Genomic DNA, 21722 nt, shown 5'->3' with positions numbered 1-21722 from the left:
CGCGCGGAGCGACCCGGGTCTCCGCCGGGGCTCGGAGGTCGCCCGTCCGCATCGCCCCGAGCACGCCGACCCGCAGCGACGAGAGCGCATCCTCGACGCGATGCGCGATCTCGTCCTCCGCTGGGGATACCGCAAGGTCTGCATGCAGGACGTGGCCGACGCGGCGCACGTCGGCAAGGGCACGCTCTACCTGCACTGGAGCAGCAAGGACGAGCTCCTCGACGCGGTCCTCCTCCGCGAGGCGGGCCGGATCGACGCCGAGCTCGGGGCGGCCCTCCTGCGCCGGCCGGAGCTGGTCGCCTTCGGCCTCACGGCGGCGATGCTCTTCCACGGGACCATGGCGGTGCCGCTGCTCTGCGCCTACAACCGCGGAGACGGCGCGGTGCTCGGCACGCGCGGCGCCCGGCCGGGGACGCCCGACCGGCTCGGGCTCTCGCTCGTCTCCCGGCTCTCCGATCCGGGCTACCTCGCAGCGCTCAGCCGGCACCACCTCGTGCTCGGCGACGCGCGCTCGGAGTCCGGTCGGCTGGCGATCGGGGCGGTCATCGGCGGCTTCGTGCTCCAGCCGGAGGGCGCCGGCGACGCGGACCGGGACGGCGACTGCGCCCGGCTGCTCGGCACGGTCCTGCAGCGGTCCTTCGGGCAGCCCGCCCACGATCGGCACGCCGAGCACGCGGCGGCGGTCGCCGAGACGGTCTCCCCGGAGGGCCGCTGGACCACTCCTCCGCCGGCGTCGCCGCGGACGGCAGAAGGCTCCCGTCCTGCGTGAAGCGGGACGGGAGCCCGGTGCGGCACGCGGAGGGACGCGTGCTCGCGAGCCGCGTCGAGGGGGTGAGCGGCGTGCACTCGGCGGTCAGGCGGCAGGGCCGCCGCAGCAGATGTAGCAGACGCAGTTGGAGTCGGCGAGCTCCTTCATGCCGTGACCGGCGGTGAGCGACTCGACGACCCCGCCCTGGTCCGCCACCTCGAACACGGTCATCGGCAGGTCGCGGACGTCCGTCAGGTGCTTCTCATTCATGGTCTCTTCTCCTTCGCTCGGTGCGCGTCGCGCCCGGGTCGATCCCCGAGGCGTCTCCTCGACTCTGCGCCGGTCGCCGTCGGGCCCGCCTCTCGGTTGAACGGGTGACCGGGATCCGCGCTCGGTCACCCGTCCGCGTGGAGGTCGTGGTGGCGCTGCCATCCGCCAGATGGCGGGCGGATGTGCGTCGGCGACCGGATGACTCCGGGGCCGCGCGTCGGCAGAGTGACGGGTGGCGCCGAGCCCCTCCCCGGGGAGTCGCCCCATCCGCACTTCCTGTCGAAGGAGACACGATGCACGTCCACGGACCCACCACCCGACTGCGCCGCACGGCCGTCGCACTGGCCGCTGCCGCGGTCGTGCTGCTCCCGTTGAGCGGCTGCCAGAGCGCATCGACGACGCCGGCCGGAGAGCGCCCCGCCGAGTGCGACGGCGTCGACCTGACCCGCGTCGGCTACTCGCCCTACTCCAACACCGGCGGGTACTTCCCGCTGGTCGAGAAGGGGCTGGAGGGCGTCCTGTCCGACTGCGGCATCGACGTCGTCACCTCCGATCCCGACGGCGAGTCCGGCGAGCAGGTGTCCGGAATCGAGAACCTCGTCGCGGCCGGTGCGAAGGCCGTGATCGTGTGCCCGACGGACCCGAAGGCGATCTCGCCGGTCGCGCGCCGCCTGACCGGGCAGGACGTCCTCGTGGTCGGGCTGGCGACCGACATCCCCGAGGCCGACGTCGTCTTCAACCTCGACGACCGCGCCTTCGGCGAGCTCGAGGGCGAGAGCGCCGGCGGCTGGCTGGCGGCGAACCGCGTGGACGAGGTGCCCACCGTCGCGATCCTGCACCAGGACTCCGGCGGTGAGCCGCTGATCGCCCGGCACGAGGGCGTCATCGCCGGGATCGACGCCGTGCTCGGTGAGGGGAAGTGGACCCTCGTCAGCGAGGTCGAGGCGTACCAGGAGGACACCGGCAACGCGCAGACCTCGACCGTTCTGCAGGCGCACCCCGATCTCGACCTCATCGTCGGTCTGAACGACTCCAGCGCGCTCGGCGCGATCTCCGCGGTCAAGGCCTCCGGACGCACCCCCGGCGAGGACGTCGGGATCGTCACCGGCGGCGAGGACGCGCGCATCCTGCAGGGTGTCCTCTCCGGCGACGTCGTCTCCACGGTGGGCCTCTTCCCGCTCCAGCAGGGAGAGATCATCGCGCGCGCGGTCCTCGAGCTCGCCTCGGGCGGAGAGGTCGAGCGCGAGCAGATCGTGCCCGTCGAGCTGGTCACGGCGGAGAACGCCCAGGGGATCCTGGACTCCCTCGGATGACGGCACCGCTCGAGCCCGCCGCCGTCCTCACCGTCCGCGGAGTGAGCAAGGCCTTCGGCGGGGTGGCCGCCCTCACCGGCGTCGACCTGTCGGTCCACGCGGGACGGATCCTCGGCCTGGCCGGCGCCAACGGGGCCGGCAAGTCGACCCTGATCAACATCCTCACCGGCCAGCTCCCGCCCGACACCGGCGAGCTGCGGGTGAGCGGCGAGCCGGTCTCGTTCTCGAGCCCGCGCGAGGCGCAGCGCCACGGGATCGGCGTCGTGCGCCAGGAGCTCGACCTCGTGCCCGATCTCACGATCGCCGAGAACCTCTTCCTGGGTGACGAGCGCCCGTTCCAGCGGGCCCTGCAGCTCGACCGCCGGCAGATGCGGGAGGCCGCCCGCGCGCTGCTGCGCCGGATGGGGCTGGAGAACGACGTCGACGAGCTGGTGCGCGACGTGTCGATCGGCGACCGCCAGCTGGTCGCGGCGGCCCGTGCGCTGCGCAGCGCCGGGTCCGTGCTGCTGCTGGACGAGCCGACCTCCTCGCTGACGCCGTTCGAGGAGGCGCGCCTCTTCCGCGTCATGCGCTCGCTCAGCGACGAGGGCGTCGGGGTGGTCTTCATCTCGCACCGGCTCGACGAGGTCGTGCAGCTGTGCGACAGCATCGTCGTGCTGCGGGACGGCCGGGTCGCCGGCGAGTTCGCGGCCACGGTGGACGTGCTGCCGCAGGTCGTCGACGCCATGGTGCCGGGTTCCGCGGCCGTCGTCCGGGGCGACCGGGCCCCGTCGCTCGGCGAGCCTGCGTTCGTCGGCGGAGCGATGGTGATCAAGGGCCGCCCGCCCGTCGACCTCGCGATCCGGCGAGGCGAGGTGCTCGGCGTCTTCGGCCTCGTCGGCGCGGGGAAGTCCTCGATCGGCCGCTCGATCGCCGGCCTCGAGACCCTGCAGTCCGGCTCGATGCAGCTCGCCGGCCGGCCCTACAGCCCGCGCTCCGCGGCCGCCGGCTTCGCCCGGGGCGTCGCATACCTCTCCGAGGACCGCCGCACCGAGGGGATCCTGCCACACCTCAGCGTGCGGCAGAACATGATCGTCCGGGCCCCGCGGGACGTCGCTCGCGGGGGCGTCTTCGACCGGCGCGCGGTGACCGCGCTGATCCGCGAGATGACGTCCCGCCTGCGGATCAAGGCCGCGAGCGACGCCCTCGACATCCGCTCGCTCTCGGGGGGCAACCAGCAGAAGGTGCTCGTCGGGCGCCTGCTCGCAGAGGACCTGTCCCTGCTCGTCCTCGACGAGCCCACCCACGGCATCGACGTCCGAGCCAAGGCCGACCTGATCGACACGGTCTGGGATCTCACCGGCAAGGGCGTCGCCGTCCTGCTGATCAGCTCGGAGATCGCCGAGCTGCGCGCCGCCTGCGACCGGATCATCGTCGTCCGCAACGGCGCCGTCGTCCGGGAGCTCCCGGCCACCACCGCCACCGAAGGAGAACTGATGTCCGCAGCGACCGGAGGCGTCTCATGACCCGCCTCGACACTCCCGATGCCGAGCTCGCCCGCGCTCCGCGCCGCGGCATCGATCAGGAGCGCCTCGCCACGATCGTCCTCCCCGTGGCGCTGGCCGTGATGATCGTCGTCTTCGCCGTCAGCTCGTCGACGTTCTTCACCGTCGACAACCTGTTCGTCGTGCTCCGGCAGTCGGCGGTGCTCGGCGTCGCGGCGATCGGAGCGACGATCATCCTGATCGCCGGCCGGCTCGACATCAGCCAGGGCGCGCTGATCGCGGCGTCCGGGATCACCTGCGTATCGCTGCTTCAGGTCGGGCTGCCGCCGCTCGTCGCCGTCCTCGGCGCGATCGCGCTCGGGGCCCTGCTCGGGCTCGTCAACGGCGTGCTGACCGAGACCCTCCGGATCCCCGGCTTCATCTCCACGCTCGCGGTGGCGCTGGTCGTCCGCGGTGCCGCACAGGTCTGGACCAGCGGGCAGTCGATCGCGGCCCCGGTCGTCGAGGGCTTCGATCTCCTGCTCTGGGTCGGCACCGGGTCGATCGGTCCGCTCCCGGTCGCGGTGGTGCTGGTGACCGTGCTCTACGTCGTCGCGTGGTTCGTGATGCGCACGACGACCTGGGGGCTGCGCTCGTACGCCATCGGCTCCTCCGGCCGGGCCTCGAGAGTGGCAGGGCTCCGGGTGAACGTGCACGCGATGCAGGTCTTCGTGGTCGCCGGGGCGCTCTCGGCGGTGGCGGGCGTGCTGCTCGCGGGGCGGCTCGGCTCCGGCTCCGCGAACAACGGGCAGGGCGCCGAGTTCGACATCTTCGCCGCGGTCGTCCTCGGCGGGACCTCGCTCTTCGGCGGCCGCGGCAGCATTCCGCGCACCGCGCTCGGCATCGTCTTCCTCTCGACGCTGAGCAACGGCCTCGTGATCCTGAATGTATCGTCCTACTGGCAGGGCATCGCGACGGGGACCGTGCTGGTGCTCGCCCTGGCGATCGACCGGTTGCGAGCACGCGATGACGAGTGAGGCTGTGACCTGTGGAGGGACTTCTCCGGCGGTTGTCCGAGGGCGGCGAGTGCGGGCGGGACGCGCTGCGCGTCGTCAGCTTCTTCGACAAGCTCCAGCAGTTCCGGGCCGGGATCGACGAGCTGGTGCGGTCGACGGCGATGCTGATCGGGACCGAGGCGGGCTTCGCCGGTCCGGGCGGCGGCTGCGGCTTCGACAGCCTCGGTCGCGCGCGGCCGCAGGAGCCGCCGGCCGGGGCGATCAGCACCGGGATCGGCGGCGGCACCGCGGGCGCCGGCCTGGTCTGGGTGGTGCCCGCGAGCAGCGACGCGGACATGGCGCAGCTGATCCTCGAGCGCATGTCGCTGACCGCGGCCACGATCCTCATCCGGCAGGCCGACGCGGCCCGGCTGGGCGACGGCGAGCCGCTTCGGATGCTGATAGAGGCGCTGCCCTCGATCACCGAGCACCGGGAGGAGGCGCTGCGGCGGCTGGGCTTCCGGCCGGACTGGCGCCTCCGCGTCGTCCTCGCCCGGGGCTCGGGCGGACCTCTCTCGGACCCGCGCACCTGGCGGGAGTGGTGCGGGCCGGAGCACCGCTGCACCGCTCCGGTGCGCTTCGGGACGGTGCACGCGGTGCTGGTGCACGGCTCCGGGACCCTGCCCGGAGCGCTCCCCGAGGGCGCCGAGATCGTCGCCGTCGGAGCGAGCGCCTCGGCGCTGTCGCCGCGGGACTCCTACCTCTCCGCGCTGCGGACGCTGCGGTTGTGCTCGCCGACGCTCGGGCCGCGCGCGCTCGCGCACGAGGCGCTCGGCTCCCTCCGCTGCCTCGCCCGGGTCTCCCCGGCGGAGGCCGCCGGCTCGGAGCTCGTGCAGCGGATGCAGCTCCTGGTGCGCACGCCCGTCGGCCTGGGCGAGATCCTCGCCCTGGACGCGTACTGCCGCCACGCGAACGTCCGCGCGGCGGCGGCGGAGCTCCTGCTGCACCACAGCTCCCTGGGGCACCGGCTGAAGAACGTGGGAACGAAGCTGGGGATCGATGTGTTCGTGGCCGCGCAGCGCAACGACGTGTGGCTCGCGCTGCAGCTGCTGCGGATCGCCGAGGCGGAGCCGGACGAAGCGTGAGGCCCCTCGGCACGGCCGGGGGTGGCCGCCGTGGACGCTGAGCTCGCCGCCGCCACCGAGCTGATGGTGCGGCCGGACCTGAACGACGTCGAGGGCACACGGCTGCTGATGGGCTCGTCGACGATGCAGCCGTCCTCCGCCGAGGTGGAGTTCGGCGGGTCGGTCGCGATCGAGGCGCGCTCGGTGCGCCTCGACGGTCACGACATCGCGCTGCGGCTCTATCGGCCGTCGGCGTCGGTCGGGTCCGCCCTGATCTTCCTGCACGGCGGTGCGTTCGTCGCGGGGGACCTCCTCTCCGAGAACGCCCGCTGCCTGCGCTACGCCGGCGACGCGGGCTGCCTCGTCGTCTCCGTCGACTACCGCCTCGCTCCCGAGCACGCCTACCCGCAGGGCCTGCAGGACTGCCGGGCGGTGCTGCGGTGGATCATCGAGCGGGCGGCCGAGCTCGGGATCGACCCCGCGCGGATCGCCGTCGCCGGAGTCAGTGCCGGCGGCGCGCTGGCGGCGGGGGTGAGCATGCTCGCGCTCGACGAGGGCGAGCGGGTGCCACGCGCGCAGCTGCTGCTGTTCCCCGTGCTCGACGACCGCCTCACGACGACGTCGATGCGGGAGTTCGACGACACGCCGGTCTGGGACAACCGCAACGCCGAGGTGATGTGGCGGCTCTACCTCGGCGGGAGGGAGGCCGACGCGTACGCGGCACCGGCGCGCCGCGAGTCGCTGGCCGGGCTGCCGGAGACGTACCTCCTCGTCGCGCAGCTCGACCCGCTGCGCGACGAGGCGCTCCACTTCGGCGCACGGCTCCTCGAGCAGGGGGTGCCCGTCGATCTGCGACTCTGGGCGGGGACGTACCACGTGTTCGATCAGCTCGTGCCCGACGCCGCGGTCTCGCGCGCCAGTCTCGAGGACCAGGTGCGGTTCCTCCGGCGGACCCTGCGCCCCTGAGGTGTGCGGCCCTCAGGGGGCGTCGGCTGCGGACCGCGCCGCGCGCGCCGACCGCTCCGCGAGCCGCGCGAACGCCTCCCGCAGCTCGCGGGGTTCGACGCCACTGATCGGCGCGTCGAAGCGGGCGATGGACGCGGCGAGGCCGAGCCAGGACCAGGAGCCGACGCGGATGCGGCAGCGGCCGTCCGGCTCGACCGTCAGCGTGCCGTCGCCGAGGTAGGGCGCGAGCTGCGCGGCGTCGGCGTCGATCGACGCCGAGCCCCAGCAGGGCCAGGTGTCCGTGCCGGTCGAGCCCTTGAAGCGGGCGGAGAGGAACGCCGCGGGGTCGCCGCCGGGCACGGTCCGCGGGCGGAAGGCGGCGCCGGTGTGGCTGCGGGGCCGGATCCGGTCGACGCGGTAGGTGCGCCAGTCCGAGCGGTCGGGGGTCCAGCCGATCAGATACCAGCGGCCGCCGGCGAGGACGAGGTGGTGCGGCTCGGTCGATCGGACCGCGGGCGGGGCGGACGCTCCTCCGGGGGTGTCGGACGCTCCTGCCGGGGAGTCGGCCGCTCCCATGGGGGAGTCGTAGTCGAACCGCAGGGTCAGCGACGCGCGGATCGCGTCGCCGATCCGCAGCAGCACGCCGGAGTCGGCGCGGGACCCGCCGGAGCCGGGGGAGCCCGCCGTCGATCCGGCGCTCGCGGCGAGCCCGTCGATCCGGTGCGCCAGGCGGCTCGGCAGCAGCCGTCCGATGGTCCGCAGTGCCCGCTCGGCCGCGTCGTCGAGGTCGGTGCCAAGAGCGCCGGCGGTCCGCAGCGCCAGCGCGATCACGACCGCCTGCTCGTCGTCGAACAGCAGCGGCGGCAGCTCGGTGCCGGCGGCCAGGCGGTAGCCGCCGTCCGGACCCCGCGTGGTCTCGATCACGTAGTCGAGCTCGCGCAGCCGCTCGACGTCGCGCCGGACCGTCCGCTCGCTCACCTCCAGCCGCGTCGCCAGCACCGGCGCCGACCAGTCGCGGCGCGACTGCAGCAGCGACAGCAGGGCGAGCAGCCGCTTCGAGGTGGAGGGGGAGGAGGACGTCGGCACGGGTTCGATGATCGCGCACGATGCGGACGATCCCTGACCGGTACGGGCGGGACCGTGGTGTCCGCCCCGGAAGAACCGGGAGAACCGCGGCCCACCCGCCGCACGTCGAAGGAGCACACCGTGTCCGCAGCAGTCGTCCCCCACCTCACCTTCACCGGCCGGGCCCGCGCCGCCCTCGAGTACTACGCCACCGCCTTCGGGGGGCAGGCGATCATCCGCAGCTACGGTGATTTCGGGATGCCGGCCGGTCTGCCCGACGCCGAGCGCGTCGTCCACGGGCAGGTCGTCAGCCCGAGCGGAGTCAGCGTGATGGCGTACGACGTGCCCTCGAGCGACGCCGATCTGCAGGCCGGTTCCACGCGCCGCGAGAACGGCACGACGATCACCGACCGTCCCTTCTTCCTCGCGCTGCAGGCCACGACGCTCGAGGAGGCGACCACGCACTGGGCGGCGCTCGTCGACGGATCGAGCGTCCTCGAGCCGCTCGCGGCGTCCGACTGGTCGCCCGGCTTCGGGATGCTCACCGACCGCTTCGGCGTCGTCTGGGCGATCAGCGTCGTCGCGCAGGAGGGCTGAGCGGGGCCCGGCGGCCGCCCCGAGCGGCCGCTCCGGGTCTCCTCCACGGATTCCTCGCGACGGGTGGCTTTCCGGAGCGGTCTGGGTACTATGTCCCGACGCGGTCGGAGCGACCTCCTCCGCGCCCGCGGGCAGCGCACGCCGCCCCACTCAGCTCCACCACCCCCAGCATCGAGACGAACGGGAGACGGATGCGCACGACGCGCCCTTCGACGGACCACTCCGCCGCGGACGAGTCGGCGCGCACGCCGCGACCCCACGTCCGGCACGGGCGGCAGAAGCGGCACAGCCTGCCGCGCACCCTCGTCAAGGCCGCCGCGACCGTCTCGGGAGTCGGCGTCGTCGCCTCGATCTCCATCGTCGCCATCGCCGCCACCCTGCTCGTGCAGTCGGCTCAGCCGTCGGTCAGTCTGCACCCGGTCGCGGCCGGCTCGGGGGTCGCGGCGGGCTCGGTCCCCGAGATCGGCGCCCTCGAGGGCGGCTTCAACGTCCTCGTCGTGGGCAGCGACTCGCGCCAGGGTCAGGGCGACGCCTACGGCGACCCCGACGAGGAGACCAGCGTCCTCAACGACGTCAACATGCTGATGCACGTCTCGGCCGACCACAGCAACGCGACCGTCGTCAGCTTCCCGCGCGACATGTACGTCGACATCCCGTCCTGCGTGAACGCTGCGACCGGAGAGACGATCCCCGCCCGGTACGACACCAAGATCAACGAGGCGATGGGCAAGGACGTCAGCCTCGGCTGCGTCGCCGGCGTCGCGGAGGAGCTGCTCGGGGTCCGAGTCGACTACGGCGCGGTCGTGCAGTTCAACGGCGTCATCGAGATGTCGAACGCCATCGGCGGAGTCGACGTCTGCGTCGCCACCGAGATCGCCGACCCCTACACCAACACCTATCTCGAGCCCGGCGTGCACTCGCTGGAGGGCATGGCCGCCCTGCAGTTCCTGCGCAGCCGCCACGGCATCGGCGACGGCAGCGACCTGACCCGGATCAGCAACCAGCAGGTCTTCCTCTCCTCACTGGTGCGCCAGGTGAAGAGCGCCGACACGCTGCTGAACCCCGTCGCGCTCTACGGCCTGGCGAAGGCGGCCCTGGGCAACATGACGCTCTCCGACGAGCTGAACAACGTGAACACCCTCGTGCAGATGGGCCTCGCGCTGAAGGACGTCGACATCGCGAACGTGGTGTTCGCGCAGTACCCGACGGGCGCGGCCTCCGGCGGGGTCGTCCCCGACCGCGCGGCCGGCGACGTGCTCGCCAGCGCCCTGCAGACCGACCAGCCGATCGCCCTCACCGGCGGCACCGGCGCCGGCGCGACGACCACCGGCGAGACCGAGGCGCCCCCGGCGACCGAGGCGCCCGCTGCCGGGCCCGCCACGACCGATCCTGTCGCGACCGCGGAGGCGACGCCCGGCGCCACCGCGGCTCCCGGCACTCCCGCGGCGGGCGGACCCGTCGAGCTGCCGGAGTCGATCACCGGCCAGCCCGCCGACCAGCAGACCTGCTCCGTCGGGTTCTTCGGCTGACGCCGGGGCGGAACCGATGAGCGCACCCGTCGCCTCGCGCAGGACAGCAGCCCGTCACGGCCGGCTGCGCCCCCGCAGCGGGCTGCGCTTCGCCGGTCGGATCCTCGCGGCCTGCGTCGGCGTCGGCGTGCTCAGCACGATCTCGATCGTGGCGATCGCCCTCTCGATGATCGCCGGCAGCGCGCGGCCCTCCGTCGACCTCGGCATCGGCTCGACCGACTCCGCCGTGCCCGAGATCGGGGCGATCGAGGGTGGGGTCAACATCCTCCTCGCTGGCAGCGACAGCGCCGAGGGCTCCGCGGAGGGCGCCTACGGCGACCGCACCGAGAACCTCAACGACGTCACGATGCTGATGCACATCTCGGAGGACCACTCGACGGTCGAGGTCGTCAGCTTCCCCCGCGACATGTACGTGCCGATCCCGTCCTGCACCGACCCGGCGACGGGCACCGTGTCCGATCCGCTGCGCTCCGCGAAGATCAACACCTCGCTGAGCTACGGCGGACTCGCCTGCACCGTGCAGACCGTGGAGCAGCTCACCGGCCTCGACATCCCGTACGCCGCGCTGATCCAGTTCGACGGCGTGATCGAGATGTCGAACGCGGTGGGCGGAGTGGACGTCTGCGTCGCCACCCCGATCGAGGACGAGTACACGGGACTCACCCTCGACGCCGGCACGCACACGCTCGTCGGCGCGGAGGCGCTCGCCTTCCTGCGCACCCGCCACGGCGTGGGCGACGGCAGTGACCTGACCCGCATCTCGAGCCAGCAGGTCTACCTCTCGTCGCTGGTGCGGAAGGTCAAGAGCGCGTCCACGCTCTCGAACCCCGTCGCCCTCTACGGCCTCGGCAAGGCTGCCGTCTCGAACATGCAGCTCTCCACCTCGCTCGAGAACGTGAACACCCTGGTGTCGATCGGCCTCGCGGTGAAGGACGTCGACCTCGCCAGCGTCGTCTTCGTCCAGTACCCGACCTTCATCGACGGCGACGGCGTCTACCCCAGCGAGGAGGCGGCGGCGACGCTGAACGCGGCGCTCCTGGCCGACCAGCCGATCGCGCTCACCGGCACCACGGGCGGCGGCTCGGAGTCGGTCGACGGCTCGACGCCGGCCGCGACCGATCCGGCGGCGACCGCGGATCCCGCCGAGACCGCCGACCCCGCCGCGACGGCGGATCCGACCCCGGCTCCGGAGGGCACCGCCGTCGCGCTCCCGAGCGACGTCTCGGGCCAGACCGCCGACCAGCAGACCTGCACCGTCGGCCGCACCCTCGACGAGCAGTAGCGCCGCCGCGCCGGGTGTCACGCCCGGCTCCCGCGTGCGGTTATGATGGTCGTCGTGCGTTCGCCCGGCGGGCGCTCAGGAGACGTCGCATAGTCCGGTCGAGTGCACCACCCTGCTAAGGTGGAGAACCCTTTATTGGGTTCCGTGGGTTCAAATCCCACCGTCTCCGCACTCCTCGAAGGCCCTGGTTCTCACGGGCCTGCGCCACGTTGCCGGTCCTACCGATCTTCTCGATCGGACCGTCGTCCGACGGCGCCGTCTGCGCCGCACCGGGTGCGCTGTGTCGTCTTCGGCTACCATCGCCCTACGCCGTGACTGCGCCGTTGCTTGCAGGTTCGAGTGAGAGCTCGACACGGCGTCTTCTTGTCCGGCCGAGCGTTGCCTCATCGTCCGGGAATCCTCACGATCCCGTAGCCGTCCACGCAGCCGGCCGGCGACCGTCGGAACGAGGGCTCGAGGATGTCGACGAAACGGCGATCGGACCTCGCCTCCGCTCGGAACACCGCTCCCGCGACCAGATCGGCGAGCTGAGTCCCAGGACTCTGATGGGACGCCGCGATGAAGAGCCCCTCGATGAGATTTTGGCGGGAGGGCTCCCGACGGTCGTCGTCCAGCAGGGCCTGGTGGAAGTCCTTGAGGCGGTCGTCCTGGTCGTTGTTGCGGTTGTCGCAGACGATCATCCCGTTGACTCGCTGTCCCCGGCTCCGTTCGAGGTCCCTCAGGAAGTCCTGGAAGCACTCACTCAGGGTCCTGAAGGCGTCGTGGTAGAGATCGTCGGAGGTGGAGGCGCCCCCGGAGCCGTACGCCGCGACAGTGTCGACGATCGCCGCGATGAGCTGCACGGACGTGTGCGCGACGATCGCGCCCAGAAGCTCTTCGCGCAGCGCGTTCCGCTCGGCACCGGTCAGCTGCGTGAGCGAGGTGCGCTTCGAGCCGGCTCGCGACGGTGCGAAGTACCGCCACTTGATCTCTCCGGAGACGCCGAACGTCGACTTCGATCGTTCGAGGTCCGAGCGGATCGATGCCCAGACGTCCTCAGGGATGATGATCCCGCCGAGGACGAACACCGGATCCTCTACAGCTCGTGAGGGTGAGGGTGGCGTTCCGCTCTCGTCGACGAACATGATGTGCACGGTGCCCCCTCGATCGGGCCCGACGATAGCCTCGCTCCTCCTCGTCGCGCCCGATGGCGGTCGACGTCGGGTGTCTGCTGCCGGATTCGAACGCAGGATCCCCTCCGTCTCCGGTGCGTGCCGTCACGTCCGCACGGCCGGTCGGCGACCGGCTAGCCTGGCGGGATGTCCAGTGCGATCCTCGAGGCCCTGTCCGCAGCTCCCGCCCGGCGGGACGTCGCGTCGATCCGCGGGGCCCTCGCCGAGGTCTCCATCGGCGACACGGTGCGCGTGCTCGTCCGCTCGGCCCGCTACGGCCTGTACGGGATCGAGGGCGTCGTCCGGCAGGCGGTCGGTGGCGAGCTCGTCGTCGCCGACGTCTTCCTGAACACGGGGACCGAGATCCAGAGCATCGCGCTCGCCCCCGAGCCCGAGCCGGGCGCCGACGGGGACCGCTCCGTCGAGGGCCTCTCGCACGGGGATCCGGTGCGGGTGACCTTCTCCACGCCGACGATCGGCTCCTTCACGGTGACCGGGCCGCTCACCGCCGGCGGCCGCGACCCGTATCTGCTCGTCGGCAGCTGGATCGTCGCCGAGGACGCGAACGCTGCGCGCCACGTCGACCGGATCGAGCGCCTCAGCGACGTCGCACTGCACGTCAAGCACGTCCCCGGGCACCGCTCGGCAGCCGTCGAGGAGTAGCCGCCCGCTCGGCGCTCCCGCGGCGTCAGGTCTGGCAGCGCGGGCACCAGTAGGTGACGCGCAGCTGCAGCTCGTCGTCCCCGAGCTCGCCGCGGCGGATCGCCGTCCCGCAGCGGCGGCACGGCTTGCGGTCGCGGCCGTACACCCAGAGCTGCTGGCCGGGCCGGAGATTGCCGGTCGTCGTGCGCTCGATCCGCTCGCGGTTCACGGTGATCAGCTTCTTGGCGAGGGCGATCGTCCTCGGGAGATCGCCGCTCTCGCCGACCGGGCGGGTGGGCAGCACGCCGCGGAGGAAGCAGAGCTCGGCCCGGTAGACGTTGCCGAGCCCGGCCATGATCCGCTGATCCAGGAGCGCCAGGCCGATGGGCCGCTCGGGGTCGGCGCTCAGCCGGCGCAGCGCCTCGTCGGCGTCCCAGTCCGCGCCGAGCAGATCGGGGCCGAGGTAGCCGACGACGTCCTCCTCCGCGATGCGCGGCACGATCTCGAGCAGCCCGAGCTCGAAGCCGACGGCCTGCCACTCCGCCGTCTCGAGGACGATGCGGGCCTGGAACGCGGGCCGGTGCCACTTGGGTCGGTCGCCGGTCAGCGAGTAGAGGTGCCAGCTGCCCTCCATCTTGAGGTGCGAGTGGATCACGGCGTCGCCGATCCGCATCAGCAGGTGCTTGCCGCGCGGGACGACGGAGTCGATGGTCTCGCCGGTGAGGTCGACCGTCGCGAACTTCGGCACGCGGACGTCGCAGCGGGTCAGCACCTGGCCGTCGAGGGCGTCGGCGAGGTTGTGGGCGGAGCGGTAGACGGTGTCACCCTCGGGCACGGGCGCCCCTCTCGTGGCGGCCGGCGCTCACGCGCGCAGCCTCAGGCCGCGCGGGTTCGCGACGAACCCGGCGGCGGTCAGGGCGTCACCGAGGGGCGTGCCCAGGGCGAAGACGCCGTCGATCTTCTCGACAGTGAGCTTCTCCACTCCGCGGGAGCGGACCAGCTGCGCGAGCGCTCCGGCCGCATCCGCGAGGACGGTCTCGTCGGTGCTGAAGGTGAGGGCGGTCTTGCCGCCGCGCTCGAGGTAGACCGCCAGCTCGCCGTCGACGACGGCGACCAGGGCGCCCGCCTTGCGGCCGGGACGGTGGCCCTCGCCCTGCGGCCACGGCAGCGCCGCTCCGAAGGGGTTCGCCGGGTCGGTCGCCGCGAGCGCGTGGACGGGCCGGGCGCGCTGCTGGGCCTCGTCCTGCGGGGCGAAGGTGCGGAGGCGGTCGACGCTGCCCGCGGTGCCGAACTGCGCGGCGCCGAGCTTCTCGATGAAGTAGCCGCGGCGGGCGCGGCCCTGCTGCTCGAAGCCGCTGAGCACCTTGTAGGCGAGCGCGAAGCCGCCGAGCACGCCCTCCGCCTGCACGGAGCCGCGGGTGACGATGCCGTAGCGCTCGAGCAGCGTCTCGCCGAGGGCGTGCCCGCGGATCGTCGGGTCCGACTCGGCCAGCGGCACGATCGACCAGCGCCCGCCCGCCGTCGGCGGTCCGACGCGGGTGGCCATCGTGGGCCGGGCGGTCATCCGGCCGCGCGGTGCCCGCGCGCGTGCGGGAGCGCGCGGCTGCCGGTGCGCGCCGCCGGTGGAGCCGACGAGGGTGCGCAGCGGCGCCAGGGTGTCGTTCGTCAGCAGGCCGGCCCAGACCAGCTCCCACAGCGCCTCGACGAGCGTCTTGTCGTCGGTGGAGCCGACCGCGTCGGAGAGCTGGCGGAAGAAGTAGCCGCCGCCCGAGCCGAGCACGCCGACGATCTCCTGCTGCAGCTCGCCGAGCGGAACCGCCTCGGGCGCCGGGACGGGCAGCGTGAGGCCGGCGGTGTCGGCGAGGTGCAGGCTGACCCAGCCGTCGTTGCCGGGCAGCGTGCCCGCACCGGCCCAGAGCACCTCGCCGGTCGCGGTCAGCTCGTCGAGCATGGCGGGCGAGTAGTCGCGCACCCGGGCGGGCAGGATGAGCGACTCCCAGGCCGAGGCGGGGATGGGCGCCCCGGCGAGCTGGTCGATCACGGAGGCGACGCCGTCGATGCCGCGCAGGGAGCCGCCGAGGTGCTGCCAGGCGGGGAGGAAGCGGCCGTAGGCGGCGGCGTCGACCGGCTCGACCTCCTTGCGGAGCGCGGCGAGCGAGCGGCTGCGCAGGCGGCGCAGCACCTCGGTGTCGCACCACTCCGAGCCGGTGCCGTTCGGGCGGAACTCGCCCTCGGAGACGCGCCGCTCGCCGGAGAGCCGGCGGAGGGTGTCGTTGACGACCGCCACACCGAGGCCGAGCCGCGCGGCGACGGCGACCGCCGTGAACGGGCCGTGGGTGCGCGCGTAGCGCGCGACCAGGTCGCCGAGCGGGTCGCGCACGGGGTCGATGAAGGCGACGGGGACGCCGATCGGCAGCGGCACGCCGAGGGCGTCGCGCAGGCGCGAGGCGTCCTCCATCGCGGCGTAGCGCTGCTCCCCGCCGAGGCCGACGGGCAGGACGCGCTTGACCCGGACCAGCTCGGCGACGACCGCCTCGAGCGTGTCCCGCGCGATCGGCTCGGCCTTCGCGACGTCGGCCGAGGCGATCGCCTCGTCGACGAGCCGCTCGCCCAGCTCGTCGAGGGTGAGCGGGCCGAGCAGGCGGAGCAGGTCGGCCGCGCCCTCGAGACCGCGCAGTCGCCGCTCCGGCTCGACCCGCTGCAGCTCGCGCTCGATCTGGGCGAGCACGAGCGGGTCGAGCAGCTCGCGCAGCTCGGCGCGCCCCAGCAGCTCGCCGAGGAGCGTCGCGTCGACCGAGAGCGCGGCGGCGCGGCGCTCGGCGAGCGGGCTGTCGCCCTCGTACATGAACGCGGCCACGTAGCCGAAGAGCATCGAGCGGGCGAACGGGCTCGCCGTGGGCGTCTCGACCTCGAGGATCTGCAGCTCGCGGCCCTCGAGCCGCGCGGCCAGGCGCAGCAGCGCGGGCAGGTCGTAGACGTCCTGGAGGCACTCGCGCACGGTCTCGAGGATGATCGGGAACGTCGGGTAGGTGCGGGCGACGTCGAGCAGCTGGGCGGCGCGCTGGCGCTGCTGCCAGAGCGGGGAGCGCTTGCCGGGGTTGTAGCGGGGGAGCAGGAGCGCCCGCGCCGCGCACTCGCGGAACCGGGCGGCGAAGAGGGCCGAGCCGCCCACCTCGCTGGTCACCAGCTGCTCGAGCTCCTCGCGCTCGAAGAGGAAGAGCTCGGCGCCGGGCGGCTCCGACTCGGTGTCGGGGATCCGCACGACGATGCCGTCGTCGCCGGCCATCGCCGCTCCGTCGACCCCGTGCCGCTCGCGGACGCGCGCGCCGATGGCGAGGGCCCAGGGCGAGTGCACCTGCATCCCGTAGGGGGAGTGCAGCACCAGCCGCCAGTCGCCCAGCTCGTCGCGGAAGCGCTCGAGCACGAGCGTGCGGTCGTCCGGGATGCGGCCGGTGGCCAGCCGCTGCTCGTCGAGGAAGGAGAGCAGGTTGTTCGTCGCGTACTCGTCCAGCCCCGCGGCGGTGCAGCGCTCGCGCGCGGTCTCGACGACGGCGCCGCCGATCTCGCGGGTGAAGGCGCCGATCGCCTCGCCGAGCTCGGCCGGGCGGCCCTGCGAGTCGCCCTTCCAGAACGGCAGCCGGCCCGGCTCGCCGAAGGCGGGCGTCACGATCACGCGGTCGTAGGTGATCTCCTGGATCCGCCAGCTGGTGGCGCCGAGCGCGAAGACGTCGCCGACGCGCGACTCGTACACCATCTCCTCGTCCAGCTCGCCGACCCGGTTGCCGGTGGAGCCGGGCTCGCCGACCATGAAGACGCCGAAGAGCCCGCGGTCCGGGATCGTCCCGCCGCTGGTCACCGCGAGACGCTGCGCTCCCGGGCGGCCGGTCAGTGTGTTCTCGTCCCGGTCCCAGACCAGGCGGGGCCGCAGCTCCGCGAACTGGTCGGAGGGGTAGCGCCCCGAGAGCAGGTCGAGCGTCGCCTCGTAGGCGGAGCGCGGGAGCGCGACGAAGGGAGCGCTGCGCCGGACGGTGTCGAACCACTCGTCCACGTCGAGCGACTCGAGCGCCGTGGCGGCGACGGTCTGCTGCGCGAGGATGTCGAGCGGGTTGGCGGGCACGGTGATCGCCTCGATCAGACCGGAGCGCATCCGCTCCGTCGTGACGGCGGAGTGCAGGAGGTCGGCGCGGTGCTTGGGGTAGAACGAGCCGCGCGACACCTCGCCCACCTGGTGGCCGGCACGGCCGACGCGCTGGAGCGCGCTCGCGACCGAGGGGGGCGTCTCGACCTGCACGACGAGGTCGACCGCGCCCATGTCGATGCCGAGCTCGAGGCTCGAGGTCGCGACGACGCAGCGCAGGCGACCCGACTTGAGGTCGTCCTCGATGATCGCGCGCTGCTCCTTGCTGACCGAGCCGTGGTGCGCGCGCGCGAGCAGCGGCTCGTCCTCCGGGGCGGCCTGACCGGTGCCGCTGGTCGCTCCGGCGGCGCCCATGTTCGCCGCGGGGGTCCGCCGGGCGGAGGCGCCGACCGCCCCCTCGAGCAGCGCGCCGACCGCGACCGGCTCGCCGGCCTCGCGGGCGCGCTCGGACTCGGCCTCGCGCCGCTCCGCGTAGATCTCGTTGAGTCGCGCGGTCAGCCGCTCGGCGAGGCGCCGCGAGTTCGCGAAGACGATCGAGGAGGTGTGCGCGAGCACCCGGTCGACGATCGACTCCTCCACGTGCGGCCAGATCGAGCCGCTCTGCGGGCCGGTGGCGCCCATCGTCGAGCCGTCCTGCGAGGCCGTGGAGCCGAGCTCGGACATGTCCTCGACGGGGACGACGACGCTGAGGTCCCACTGCTTCTCGGAGACGGGGGCGACGATCGTGACGGGGGAGCGGCCGGCCAGGAACCGCGCGACCTCCTCGCGCGGCCGCACCGTCGCCGACAGGCCGATGCGCTGCACCGGCTTCGGCAGCAGCGCGTCGAGCCGCTCGAGCGACACCGCGAGGTGGGCCCCGCGCTTGGTGGAGGCGACGGCGTGCACCTCGTCGACGATGACCGTCTCGACGCCGCGCAGCGACTCGCGCGCGGCGGAGGTGAGCATCAGGTAGAGCGACTCGGGGGTGGTGATCAGGATGTCCGGCGGCGTCTTCTGCAGCACCCGCCGCTCGGCCGCGGGGGTGTCGCCCGAGCGCACGCCGACCGTGACCGTCGACGGCGCGCTGCCGACGCCCTCGGCGCTCAGCCGGAGCGCCGTCTGGGTGACGCCGACGAGCGGCGAGCGGAGGTTGCGCTCCACGTCGACGCCGAGCGCCTTGAGCGGCGAGACGTAGAGCACGCGCGTGCGGTGCTGCGGGTCCTCCGGCGGCGGGCCCTGCACGAGCCGGTCGATCGCCCAGAGGAAGGCCGACAGCGTCTTGCCCGAGCCGGTGGGGGCGACGACGAGCGCGTGCGCCCCGCTCGAGATCGCCGACCACGCACCCTCCTGGGCGGCCGTCGGCGCCGGGAAGGCGCCCTCGAACCAGGCCCGCGTGGCGGGGCTGAAGCGATCGAGGACGTTCGGCATGCGTTCATCCTCCCTGCCGCCACCGACATTGCCGTGCCCCGGCTCCGGTGGCGAGCCCTTGACGGCCGGCTCGCGGGCCGCACGGGCCCCCGGCGACGGGTCCGATCAGGCGAAGCCGAGCCGCACGAAGGTCCCGATGTCGGCGAGCTCCGCCTGGCTCACGCCGTGCGCGACGCCCTCGTAGACCCGCGCGTCGAGCGCCGTGTGCGCCGGGAACCACTCCCCGGCGTCGGCGACCAGCTCGGCCGGGATCACGGCGTCGAGCGTCCCGCGCCCCCAGAACACCGGCGGCCGCTCGGCGGCGAGCACCTCGTCGGCGGTGTCGCCCTCCGCGAGCGGCACCACGAAGCCCGAGAGCGCCACTGCGAACGCGAACCGCCCGGGCGCCCGCCGCAGCAGCTGCACGGCCAGCGCCGCGCCCTGCGAGAAGCCGAGCAGCCCCACGGGCCCCGGGTGATTCAGCGCGTCGAGCCAGTCGAGGACCCCCTGCGCCGCCGCCTCGACGGCCGCCGGGTCCACCCGCGGCTGATCCGGGTCCAGCGGCACCCGCAGCGGCCACCACGCGTTCGCGCCGCCGTCCAGGGCGAGCGGGGCGCGGAGCGACGCCAGCACCGGCTCCAGGGGCAGGTAGGCGCCGAGCGAGAACAGGTCGCCCTCGTGCGATCCGTAGCCGTGCAGGAGCACCAGCAGGGGGCGTCCGACCCGGTCCTTCGCGGAGGAGGACCACAGCACCGCGTTCGCGTCGATTCCCATCCGACCATCATCGCCGAGCCCGCCGCATGCGAGCCGACACCGGACGGACATGAACGTCGGGTAAGAATGGCCCTATGAGCGTGCGTACCCCTGATCCCAATTCCGGGTGGCTGTCCGACGATGAACTCGCCGAGATCCGCCGTCGGCTCCCGCTGCTGTACGTCGAGGCGGTGCCCGTCCGCGTCGACGGTCTCGGCCAGGTGACCGAGGTCGGGGTGCTGCTTCGGGCGACCGCCTCGGGTCAGATCACTCGCACGATCGTCTCCGGCCGCGTCATGTACGGCGAGACCCTCCGCGACGCGCTCTTCCGCCACCTCGAGAAGGACCTCGGTCCGATGGCGTTCCCGCTGCTGCCGGCCAGCCCGCTGCCGTTCCACGTCGCCGAGTACTTCCCCATGCCCGGGATGGGCCCCTTCACGGACGAGCGGCAGCACGCCGTCTCGCTCGCCTACGTCGTCCCCGTCACCGGCACCTGCGACCCCCGCCAGGACGCTCTCGAGCTCACCTGGATGACGCCGGACGAGGCCTGCTCCGACGCCGTCTCCGCCGAGATGGAGGGCGGGCGCGGCGCCCTGCTGCGCGCTGCACTCGCTTCGGTGGGGAAGCTCCGGTAGGGCGCGCAGCGTTCCGTTTGCGCGCCGCGAGGCGGCGCGCCGCGGTCGGCCTCGTGACGTGGCCGGGTTCCGCAGAGCGTCCTGCGTTCGCCTCACGGAATTCGCTGGCACGCGAATTCCGCCTGCGGCTCGAAGCGCGCCCTTGCGCCGAGACTCGAGGCGCGAGAGAGCTTCGCGCAGGAGCGCTCGGAGTCGGCGACGGTTCTCGGGTCCGAGTGGCATTCGTCCTGGGCGGGGTGCGCTCTCGTGCGGGCACGCCCATGGGAGGCGAGCTGCGCACCTGCCGCGCGCGGCGACAGAGGCGGAAGACCATGTCACGCCGTCTCGCAGGCGACTGGCGAATACGCGCCGCGTTCGAGTGAGGGGGCGAGCCCGCGGGAGGATCGTGGGATGGCGCGCTCTGAACTGTCACTGCCCGACGACTACGCCAGCACGCTCGAGGGGCTGAAGAAGCAGGTTCATGAGACGCGACTGCGAGCGCAGCGGGTCGTCAACACTCAGCTCGTCGAGCTGTACTGGCACATCGGACAGACCATTCTGCGCCAGCAGGAGACCCAGCAGTGGGGGAGCGGGGTCGTCGAGCGTCTCGCGAACGACCTGCGAGCGGAGTTCCCGGCGATGAAGGGCTTCTCTCGTCGCAACCTGCTCTACATGCGCGCATTCGCCGCCAGCTGGCCTGAGCCGGGAATCGTGCAACAGGCTGTTGCACGACTGCCCTGGGGCCATGTCACCGTGCTCCTCGACCGGCTCGACGAACGAGATGCACGCGACTGGTACGCCGCGACGGCGGTGGAGCGGGCCTGGTCACGGAACATGCTGGCCAACCAGATCATGAACCGCACCCGCGATCGGATCGGCGCGGCACCGACGAACTTCGCGGACCGACTCACGCTGTCCGACTCGGACCTCGCGCGGGAGCTCGCGAAGGATCCCTACGTGTTCGACTTCCTCGACCTCTCCCAGGACGCCGCAGAGCGAGACCTCGAGCAGGCCCTCACGGATCGCATCGTCGACACCCTCCGCGAGCTCGGCGCCGGCTTCGCATTCGTCGGCCGCCAGGTGCATTTCGACGTCGACGGTGACGACTTCTACCTCGACTTGCTGTTCTTCCACGTCGACCAGCTCCGGTACGTGGTCATCGAGCTCAAGACCGGCAGATTCCAGCCCGAGTACGCGGGCAAGCTCGGCTTCTACATCGCCCTCGTCGACGACCGACTCAGACGACCGGTGCACGCTCCGACGGTGGGGATCCTGATATGCGGCAGCCGCAACGAGCACACCGTCCGATACTCGCTGGGACGCGCCGATTCTCCGATCGCTGTGTCGACCTACTCGTACGACGCTCTGCCGGCCGAGGAACGAGCCGTCCTCCCCGACGCCGAGCGACTCGCTGAAGCTCTCGACTGGGAACGAGAAGCTGCCGGCTGACGACAGCCGGAGCAGCGTCTGTCGTCGTTCCCGTTCCGCCGCCGGGCGAGGCGCGTCCACGCGAGACACGACGAAGGCCGGGAGCCCGACCCGCGACGCTGTCGCGGGAGGGTTCCCGGCCTTCCTCATGTGATCTCGTGCAGTAGTCGACGGAGGCGCACGTCGTCAGACGCTGCGCCCCCGGACCAGCCGCCCCTCACGAGGCGGAGCGGCGATTCGCGTGCGAAGCGAATCGCCGTAGCCGTTCGCGACCCGCTC

At 73.0% G+C, this 21722-nt stretch carries 18 protein-coding genes and 1 tRNA gene; 13 read left to right on the top strand and 6 right to left on the bottom strand.

Annotation, left to right across the window (positions count from 1 at the left end):
• Positions 1 to 100 precede the first annotated feature (100 nt).
• Positions 101 to 769, top strand: a complete 669-nt coding sequence (locus tag HQQ82_RS19500; protein WP_216848222.1) for a TetR/AcrR family transcriptional regulator — start codon at positions 101 to 103, stop codon at positions 767 to 769.
• Between the two features lie 84 nt (positions 770 to 853).
• Here the strand turns inward: HQQ82_RS19500 and HQQ82_RS06690 are convergent, their stop codons facing one another.
• Positions 854 to 1018 (bottom strand): thiomuracin/GE37468 family thiazolyl RiPP peptide, encoded by a 165-nt coding sequence (locus HQQ82_RS06690; RefSeq protein ID WP_123445007.1) that lies wholly within the window; start codon positions 1016 to 1018, stop codon positions 854 to 856.
• 293 nt (positions 1019 to 1311) lie between these two features.
• On the opposite strand from HQQ82_RS06690, the gene HQQ82_RS06685 reads away from it, so the two are divergent.
• The 5 genes from HQQ82_RS06685 to HQQ82_RS06665 are packed head-to-tail and all read left to right on the top strand — an operon-like array spanning position 1312 to position 6879.
• The gene (locus HQQ82_RS06685; protein WP_173232186.1) at positions 1312 to 2331 is read left to right on the top strand and encodes a sugar ABC transporter substrate-binding protein; all 1020 of its coding nucleotides are present in this window, start codon (positions 1312 to 1314) and stop codon (positions 2329 to 2331) included.
• A complete protein-coding gene (locus HQQ82_RS06680) occupies positions 2328 to 3836 on the top strand; it encodes a sugar ABC transporter ATP-binding protein (protein ID WP_173232185.1) in 1509 nt (502 codons plus the stop codon). Before HQQ82_RS06685 ends, HQQ82_RS06680 begins: the two co-directional genes overlap by 4 nt.
• Complete coding sequence (locus HQQ82_RS06675) at positions 3833 to 4831, top strand: ABC transporter permease (RefSeq protein WP_173232184.1); 999 nt, start codon at positions 3833 to 3835, stop codon at positions 4829 to 4831. Before HQQ82_RS06680 ends, HQQ82_RS06675 begins: the two co-directional genes overlap by 4 nt.
• A gap of 11 nt (positions 4832 to 4842) precedes the next feature.
• Positions 4843 to 5934 carry a helix-turn-helix domain-containing protein gene (locus HQQ82_RS20535; protein WP_173232183.1) on the top strand — a complete coding sequence of 364 codons (1092 nt, stop codon included), beginning with the start codon at positions 4843 to 4845 and terminating at the stop codon, positions 5932 to 5934.
• 30 nt (positions 5935 to 5964) lie between these two features.
• Positions 5965 to 6879 (top strand): alpha/beta hydrolase, encoded by a 915-nt coding sequence (locus HQQ82_RS06665; RefSeq protein WP_173232182.1) that lies wholly within the window; start codon positions 5965 to 5967, stop codon positions 6877 to 6879.
• A gap of 12 nt (positions 6880 to 6891) precedes the next feature.
• On the opposite strand, the gene HQQ82_RS06660 is transcribed toward HQQ82_RS06665, so the two are convergent.
• A complete protein-coding gene (locus tag HQQ82_RS06660) occupies positions 6892 to 7944 on the bottom strand; it encodes a WYL domain-containing protein (RefSeq protein ID WP_173232181.1) in 1053 nt (350 codons plus the stop codon).
• 120 nt (positions 7945 to 8064) lie between these two features.
• Between HQQ82_RS06660 and HQQ82_RS06655 the strand changes: the two genes are divergently transcribed.
• The 4 genes from HQQ82_RS06655 (at position 8065) to HQQ82_RS06640 (ending at position 11500) form a co-directional block, all read left to right on the top strand.
• A complete protein-coding gene (locus HQQ82_RS06655; protein ID WP_173232180.1) occupies positions 8065 to 8520 on the top strand; it encodes a VOC family protein in 456 nt (151 codons plus the stop codon).
• A 191-nt stretch (positions 8521 to 8711) separates the two neighbouring features.
• Complete coding sequence (locus HQQ82_RS06650; RefSeq protein WP_173232179.1) at positions 8712 to 10049, top strand: LCP family protein; 1338 nt, start codon at positions 8712 to 8714, stop codon at positions 10047 to 10049.
• 16 nt (positions 10050 to 10065) lie between these two features.
• Entirely contained in the window at positions 10066 to 11331 is a 1266-nt protein-coding gene (locus HQQ82_RS06645) for an LCP family protein (RefSeq protein WP_173232178.1), read from the top strand.
• Between the two features lie 78 nt (positions 11332 to 11409).
• Positions 11410 to 11500: transfer RNA gene (locus tag HQQ82_RS06640), tRNA-Ser, on the top strand.
• A 214-nt stretch (positions 11501 to 11714) separates the two neighbouring features.
• On the opposite strand, the gene HQQ82_RS06635 is transcribed toward HQQ82_RS06640, so the two are convergent.
• Positions 11715 to 12455 (bottom strand): DUF3800 domain-containing protein, encoded by a 741-nt coding sequence (locus HQQ82_RS06635; protein ID WP_254071330.1) that lies wholly within the window; start codon positions 12453 to 12455, stop codon positions 11715 to 11717.
• 174 nt (positions 12456 to 12629) lie between these two features.
• Here HQQ82_RS06635 and HQQ82_RS06630 point away from each other — a divergent pair, with 174 nt between their 5' ends.
• Positions 12630 to 13145: a hypothetical protein gene (locus tag HQQ82_RS06630; protein ID WP_173232176.1), complete on the top strand. Its 516-nt coding sequence runs from the start codon at positions 12630 to 12632 to the stop codon at positions 13143 to 13145.
• A 25-nt stretch (positions 13146 to 13170) separates the two neighbouring features.
• Here HQQ82_RS06630 and HQQ82_RS06625 read toward each other — a convergent pair whose 3' ends face one another.
• The 3 genes from HQQ82_RS06625 to HQQ82_RS06615 form a co-directional block, all read right to left on the bottom strand.
• Complete coding sequence (locus tag HQQ82_RS06625) at positions 13171 to 13959, bottom strand: Fpg/Nei family DNA glycosylase (RefSeq protein ID WP_173232175.1); 789 nt, start codon at positions 13957 to 13959, stop codon at positions 13171 to 13173.
• Positions 13960 to 13986: 27 nt separating this feature from the next.
• On the bottom strand, positions 13987 to 18669 hold the full coding sequence (locus HQQ82_RS06620) for an ATP-dependent helicase (protein WP_173232174.1): 4683 nt from the start codon (positions 18667 to 18669) through the stop codon (positions 13987 to 13989).
• A gap of 105 nt (positions 18670 to 18774) precedes the next feature.
• Complete coding sequence (locus HQQ82_RS06615; RefSeq protein WP_173232173.1) at positions 18775 to 19422, bottom strand: alpha/beta hydrolase; 648 nt, start codon at positions 19420 to 19422, stop codon at positions 18775 to 18777.
• 74 nt (positions 19423 to 19496) lie between these two features.
• On the opposite strand from HQQ82_RS06615, the gene HQQ82_RS06610 reads away from it, so the two are divergent.
• Both HQQ82_RS06610 and HQQ82_RS06605 read left to right on the top strand, forming a co-directional pair.
• Entirely contained in the window at positions 19497 to 20036 is a 540-nt protein-coding gene (locus HQQ82_RS06610) for an NUDIX hydrolase family protein (RefSeq protein WP_173232172.1), read from the top strand.
• 390 nt (positions 20037 to 20426) lie between these two features.
• On the top strand, positions 20427 to 21464 hold the full coding sequence (locus HQQ82_RS06605) for a YhcG family protein (protein WP_173232371.1): 1038 nt from the start codon (positions 20427 to 20429) through the stop codon (positions 21462 to 21464).
• Positions 21465 to 21722 lie beyond the last annotated feature (258 nt).

Source organism: Rathayibacter sp. VKM Ac-2856 (genome assembly GCF_013205055.1).
Lineage (GTDB): Bacteria > Actinomycetota > Actinomycetes > Actinomycetales > Microbacteriaceae > Rathayibacter.
This window is presented reverse-complemented; position numbering and strand designations above follow the sequence as displayed.

Bases quoted from the DNA above. Each gene is read 5' to 3' on its own strand.
- HQQ82_RS19500 (WP_216848222.1), top strand. From the start codon at position 101: ATGCGCGATCTCGTCCTCCGCTGGGGATACCGCAAGGTCTGCATGCAG.
- HQQ82_RS06690 (WP_123445007.1), bottom strand. From the start codon at position 1,018: ATGAATGAGAAGCACCTGACGGACGTCCGCGACCTGCCGATGACCGTG.
- HQQ82_RS06685 (WP_173232186.1), top strand. From the start codon at position 1,312: ATGCACGTCCACGGACCCACCACCCGACTGCGCCGCACGGCCGTCGCA.
- HQQ82_RS06680 (WP_173232185.1), top strand. From the start codon at position 2,328: ATGACGGCACCGCTCGAGCCCGCCGCCGTCCTCACCGTCCGCGGAGTG.
- HQQ82_RS06675 (WP_173232184.1), top strand. From the start codon at position 3,833: ATGACCCGCCTCGACACTCCCGATGCCGAGCTCGCCCGCGCTCCGCGC.
- HQQ82_RS06650 (WP_173232179.1), top strand. From the start codon at position 8,712: ATGCGCACGACGCGCCCTTCGACGGACCACTCCGCCGCGGACGAGTCG.
- HQQ82_RS06645 (WP_173232178.1), top strand. From the start codon at position 10,066: ATGAGCGCACCCGTCGCCTCGCGCAGGACAGCAGCCCGTCACGGCCGG.
- HQQ82_RS06635 (WP_254071330.1), bottom strand. From the start codon at position 12,455: ATGTTCGTCGACGAGAGCGGAACGCCACCCTCACCCTCACGAGCTGTA.
- HQQ82_RS06630 (WP_173232176.1), top strand. From the start codon at position 12,630: ATGTCCAGTGCGATCCTCGAGGCCCTGTCCGCAGCTCCCGCCCGGCGG.
- HQQ82_RS06620 (WP_173232174.1), bottom strand. From the start codon at position 18,669: ATGCCGAACGTCCTCGATCGCTTCAGCCCCGCCACGCGGGCCTGGTTC.
- HQQ82_RS06615 (WP_173232173.1), bottom strand. From the start codon at position 19,422: ATGGGAATCGACGCGAACGCGGTGCTGTGGTCCTCCTCCGCGAAGGAC.
- HQQ82_RS06610 (WP_173232172.1), top strand. From the start codon at position 19,497: ATGAGCGTGCGTACCCCTGATCCCAATTCCGGGTGGCTGTCCGACGAT.
- HQQ82_RS06605 (WP_173232371.1), top strand. From the start codon at position 20,427: ATGGCGCGCTCTGAACTGTCACTGCCCGACGACTACGCCAGCACGCTC.